This window comes from Stenotrophomonas sp. SPM (genome assembly GCF_003105135.1).
In the GTDB taxonomy this organism is placed as follows: Bacteria; Pseudomonadota; Gammaproteobacteria; order Xanthomonadales; family Xanthomonadaceae; genus Stenotrophomonas.
Genome location: NZ_QETL01000166.1, coordinates 1 through 5,007 on the forward strand (window position 1 = coordinate 1; position 5,007 = coordinate 5,007).

Annotated in this window: 5 protein-coding genes; 4 read left to right on the plus strand and 1 reads right to left on the minus strand. The window is 67.6% G+C overall.

Annotation, left to right across the window (positions count from 1 at the left end):
• Nucleotides 1-111 precede the first annotated feature (111 nt).
• Both DCO49_RS19330 and DCO49_RS19335 read left to right on the plus strand, forming a co-directional pair.
• Complete coding sequence (locus tag DCO49_RS19330) at nucleotides 112-843, plus strand: hypothetical protein (RefSeq protein WP_116865372.1); 732 nt, start codon at nucleotides 112-114, stop codon at nucleotides 841-843.
• A complete protein-coding gene (locus tag DCO49_RS19335; RefSeq protein ID WP_256644558.1) occupies nucleotides 840-1,460 on the plus strand; it encodes an HAD family hydrolase in 621 nt (206 codons plus the stop codon). Before DCO49_RS19330 ends, DCO49_RS19335 begins: the two co-directional genes overlap by 4 nt.
• A 267-nt stretch (nucleotides 1,461-1,727) precedes the next feature.
• On the opposite strand, the gene DCO49_RS19340 is transcribed toward DCO49_RS19335, so the two are convergent.
• Entirely contained in the window at nucleotides 1,728-2,666 is a 939-nt protein-coding gene (locus DCO49_RS19340) for a carbohydrate kinase family protein (RefSeq protein WP_079223403.1), read from the minus strand.
• A 283-nt stretch (nucleotides 2,667-2,949) separates the two neighbouring features.
• Here DCO49_RS19340 and DCO49_RS19345 point away from each other — a divergent pair, with 283 nt between their 5' ends.
• Nucleotides 2,950-3,996 carry a rod shape-determining protein gene (locus DCO49_RS19345; protein WP_079223402.1) on the plus strand — a complete coding sequence of 349 codons (1,047 nt, stop codon included), beginning with the start codon at nucleotides 2,950-2,952 and terminating at the stop codon, nucleotides 3,994-3,996.
• A 118-nt stretch (nucleotides 3,997-4,114) separates the two neighbouring features.
• Nucleotides 4,115-5,007, plus strand: an 893-nt coding sequence (gene mreC / locus DCO49_RS19350; protein WP_116865374.1) for a rod shape-determining protein MreC, incomplete at its 3' end; no start/stop codon positions are given.

The window sequence follows — 5,007 nt, forward strand, 5'->3', positions numbered from 1 at the left end:
CGGGCATCCCCCGGCGCTTTTTTTGTAGAGTCGAGCCATGCTCGACTGCTGTTGGACGGCCAGTCGAGCATGGCTCGACTCTACAGAAAGGCACCCGCAAAGGACTTCCGCATGAAACGTCTGATCCTGATCACCGCCTGCGCCCTGGCCCTGGCCGCCTGCAGCAACCCCGAGGAAGAGCGCAAGGCGCAGGAAGCCGCCGCTGCCGCCGCCCAGGCGCAGAAGGAAGCCAAGGCCGAGGACGTCGCCAAGCAGTACGACGCGGCCGTGGCCGCGCAGGACTGGGAACGCGCGCGCATCCATGGTGGTTCGCTGCTGGACCAGTACAAGGACACCGCCGCCGCCGAGCGCATCGCCGCCGGCTTCGATGAAGTGAAGGCCAAGGGCGATGCCGCGCGCGACCTGCGCCGCATGCAGGCGTTGTGGCAGTACAACGAGATTCCGGTCGGCAGCAAGGGCAAGCAGGTCTCGGCCACCATCTACAGCAAGGAACGGGTGGATGTGGACGGCAGCGGCGCCAAGCCGGTGCAGCTGGTGTTCCGCGATCATCCCGAATGGAAGCGCCACGCCTACCTGGTGCTGCAGGCCGGTGATTTCCGCTGCCCGCAGTGCACGGTGAAGGTGGCCGTGGACGATGGCAAGCCGATCTCGATGGCGGCCTGGCGGCCGAAGACCGATGAGGCCATCGCCATGTTCATCACCGACCAGAAGGCGCTGTGGAAGCTGGCGCAGAAGGGCAAGTCGATCAGCATCGAGTTCCCGGTGAAGGCCGGTGGCACCCGCACGGCCGTGTTCGAGACCGGCGGCGTGGACACCAGCCGCATGCCGCAGTGGTGGAAGTGACGGCCACCGCCGTGGTCGCGCCGGCACTGTCGGCCGTGCGCCACTGGGTGTTCGACATGGATGGCACGCTGACCGTGGCCATGCATGATTTCGAGCGCATCAAGCGCGAGCTGGGCATCCCGCCCAGCGCGGACATCCTCGTGCACCTGGCGGGCCTGCCGGGTGCGGAGGCGGCGCGGAAGCACGCCTGGCTGCTGGCCCACGAGCGTGAGCTGGCCGAAGGCGCGCTGCCGGCGCCCGGCGCGGTCGAACTGCTGCGCGCGCTGGCCGCAGCCGGTTGCCAGCTGGGCATCCTGACCCGCAACGACCATGCGCTGGCCAAGCTGACGCTGGACGCGATCGGGGTAGGGGATCTGTTTGACGATGGCGGCATCATCGGCCGCGATGAAGCGGTGCCGAAGCCGTCACCCGACGGCGTGCAGCAGCATCTGCGGCGCTGGGGCATCGGTGCCGACGCGGCGGTGATGGTGGGCGACCACGCCTACGACCTGGACTGCGGCCGCGCCGCCGGCGCGCGCACCGTGCTGGTCAACCTGCCCGACAACCCGTGGCCGGGCCGCGCGGATTGGCATTTCGCCGATTGCCGCGCGTTGTTGGCCGCCTGGCAGGCCGCATGACCGTTTAGAGCCGAGCCCATGCTCGGCTGCTCTGCGGTCAGGTCGCGCGGGGCGCGAAAGCCGAGCATGGGATCGGCTCTACAGAGAGCAGGCAACGAGTCGACCGGAGGTTCCGGTAGCGCCGGGCCATGCCCGGCGGGCAGTGTCGACCAAGGTCGACACCTGCCAGGGCAGTTCCAGATAACGCGTCGGGTGGAGAGCCCCCTTGTTGTTCAAGGGGGCGCGCCGAAGGCGCGGGGATAAGGTGGAATGCGCGGGCAGTTCGGCTTACGCGCCCAGCGCGTAACCGAACTGCTGCTTGAACTGGTCGTGGAACTCTTCAAACGTGAAGCGCTGGTTCTGCGTGCCCGGGTGCTCGACCTTCAGCGCGCCCATCAGGTTGGCCATGCGGCCGATGGTCAGCCAGTCGTAGCCCTTCTCGATGCCGTAGATCAGGCCGGCGCGGAAGGCGTCGCCACAACCGGTCGGATCGACCACGCGGCGCTCATGCGCCGGTGGAATGTCGTAGCTCTTTTCCGGGGTGTGGATGACCGCGCCCTTCGGGCCACGGGTGGTGATGTAGGCCTTCACCCGGCTCACGATCTGCTTTTCGTCCCAGCCGGTGCGTTCCTGCAGCAGGTTCGACTCGTAGTCGTTGACCACCACGTAATCGGCCTGCTCGATGAAATCGCGCAGCTCCGGACCGTTGAACAGCGGCAGCGCCTGGCCCGGGTCGAAGATGAAGGGGATGCCGCATTCCAGGAACTCGGCTGCGTTCTGGATCATGCCGTCACGGCCGTCCGGCGCGACGATGCCGAAGGTGACGCCCGGCACGTCCTTCACGTGGTTCTCGTGCGAACGCATCATCGCGCCCGGATGGAACGCGGTGATCTGGTTGTTGTCGTGGTCGGTGGTGATGAAGCACTGCGGGGTGAACATGTCTTCCAGCACGCGGACCTGGCTCAGGTCGATGTCCATGCGCTCGAAGTGCTCACGGTACGGAGCGAAGTCCTGGCCGACGGTGCCCATCGGGATCGGGCTGCCGCCCAGCAGCTTCAGGTTGTAGGCGATGTTGCCGGCGCAGCCGCCCAGTTCGCGGCGCATGCGCGGGACCAGGAAGGACACGTTCAGGATGTGCACCTTGTCCGGGAGGATGTGATTCTTGAACTGGTCCGGGAACACCATGATGGTGTCGAAGGCAAGAGAACCACAGATCAGAGCGGACATCGATGTAAGCCTATGCGGTGAATTTTGGAGGTGGCCAGCCGGCATCGGCCAGCAAGCAAATGGCGCCCTTGGGCGCCCGACGGCGCAAAGGTTACCTGCTGGTGCCGCTCAGGGCCAGAACCGGGTGATGCCCGATCAGGCCGAAACCCAGCCAAGTCGCGGGTTCAGCTAGTTTTTTCCTTGCTCGCCGGGGAGCGGGTTGCTAGGCTTGTCGGCCTCGAATTCTGCCCATTTTTTCGCCATCCCGCGGCGGGCACGACACCCCTCAGGACTCCTTCCTCAGATGTTCAAGAAACTCCGTGGCATGTTCTCCAACGACCTGTCCATCGACCTGGGCACGGCCAACACCCTTATTTACGTGCGTGGCCAGGGTATCGTTCTGAACGAGCCCTCGGTCGTGGCCGTGCGCCAGGACCGTGCCATCGGTGGCACCCGCTCGGTGGCAGCCGTAGGCGCCGAAGCCAAGCAGATGCTGGGCCGTACCCCGGGCCACATCACCACCATCCGCCCGATGAAGGACGGCGTCATCGCCGACTTCACCTACACCGAGGCGATGCTCAAGCACTTCATCAAGAAGGTGCACAAGTCCCGCGTGCTGCGCCCGAGCCCGCGCGTGCTGGTCTGCGTGCCGGCCGGTTCGACCCAGGTCGAGCGCCGCGCCATCCGTGAATCGGCCGAGGAAGCCGGTGCCCGCGACGTGTTCCTGATCGAAGAGCCCATGGCCGCGGCGATCGGCGCCGGCATGCCGGTCACCGAAGCGCGCGGCTCGATGGTCATCGACATCGGTGGCGGCACCACCGAAGTGGCGGTGATCTCGCTGAACGGCATCGTCTATTCGGCCTCGGTGCGCATCGGTGGCGACCGCTTCGACGAGTCGATCACCAACTACGTGCGCCGCAACCACGGCATGCTGATCGGTGAAGCCACCGCCGAGCGCATCAAGGTCGAGCTGGGCTGCGCCTACCCGCAGGCCGAGGTCATCGAGATGGAAATCTCCGGTCGCAACCTCGCCGAGGGTGTGCCGAAGATGATCAAGATCAGCTCCAACGAAGTGCTGGAGGCCCTGCACGAGCCGCTGTCGGGCATCGTCAGCGCGGTCAAGCTGGCCCTCGAGCAGACCCCGCCGGAACTGTGTGCCGACGTCGCCGAGCGCGGCATCGTGCTGACCGGTGGTGGCGCCCTGCTGCGCGACCTGGACCGCCTGATCTCCGAAGAAACCGGCCTGCACGTGCAGGTGGCCGACGATCCGCTGACCTGCGTGGCCCGCGGTGGCGGTCGTGCGCTGGAACTGGTCGACATGCACGGCAACGAGTTCTTTGCGCCGGACTGAGGCCTGCCGCCTGATCGTTCCTGCAGCGCCCTTCCGGGGTGTGGCCCGCTGCTGCGGGCCAGCACCGGTGGGGCGCCGCCGTGTTTCCCCTTCGCCCTTTGCTGGTTGAACTGTTGCCGTGCCGCCTTACGCCGGTCCTCCCGTAGCCTCCCGATCCGGTGACGCCGCCAGTCCGCTGCGACTGCTCGCCTACCTGGCCATGGCCATCATCCTGATCGTGCTGGACGACCAGGCTGGTTGGCTGGCGCGCGTGCGCGCCCAGGCCGACACGCTGGTGCAGCCGGTGTGGGCGCTGGCCGGCCTGCCCGGCAAGCTCAGCAACCAGGTGCGCGACAACGCGGCCAGCCATGGCCAGCTGGTGGCCGAGACCCGCGAACTGCGTAACCAGCTGCTGCTGGCCAATGCGCGCCTGACCCGCCTGCAGACCGCTGCGCTGGACAACGCCCAGCTGCGCGAGCTGCTGAACGTGGCCGAGCGCAGTGGCCTGGACGTGCAGCTGGCGCCGATCCTCGATATCGACCTGGACCCGGTCAAGCAGCGCCTGGTGCTCGATGCCGGCAGCCGCGATGGCGTACACGTGGGGCAGGCGGTGATCGACGCCGGTGGCCTGATGGGGCAGGTGATCAGCACCACCGGTGGTACCTCCACCGTGCTGCTGCTGACCGACCCGGACCATGCCGTGCCGGTGACCGTGGCCCGCAACGGCGTGCGCCTGATCGTCTACGGCCGCGGCGACACCCTGCAGCTGCGCGACATTCCGTTGAGCGCGGGCGTGGAAGTGGGCGATGAGATCGTCACCTCCGGCCTGGGCGGGCGGTTCCCGCCGGGCTTCCCGGTCGGCACCATCACCGCGCTGCGCCCCGACGACACCCACGCCTTCCTGGTGGGTGAAATGAAGCCTGCCGCCCAGCTCGACCGCGGCCGCGACGTGCTGCTGCTGCGCCCGGGCGCGGCGATCCGGATCCCGCCGGAGCTGCGCCAGAGCCTCGAAGCCGGCGCAGCCGGTGGCCC

Excerpts from the sequence above, each read along its gene's own strand:
- DCO49_RS19345 (WP_079223402.1), top strand. The coding sequence starts at position 2,950 with ATGTTCAAGAAACTCCGTGGCATGTTCTCCAACGACCTGTCCATCGAC.
- DCO49_RS19340 (WP_079223403.1), bottom strand. The coding sequence starts at position 2,666 with ATGTCCGCTCTGATCTGTGGTTCTCTTGCCTTCGACACCATCATGGTG.
- DCO49_RS19330 (WP_116865372.1), top strand. The coding sequence starts at position 112 with ATGAAACGTCTGATCCTGATCACCGCCTGCGCCCTGGCCCTGGCCGCC.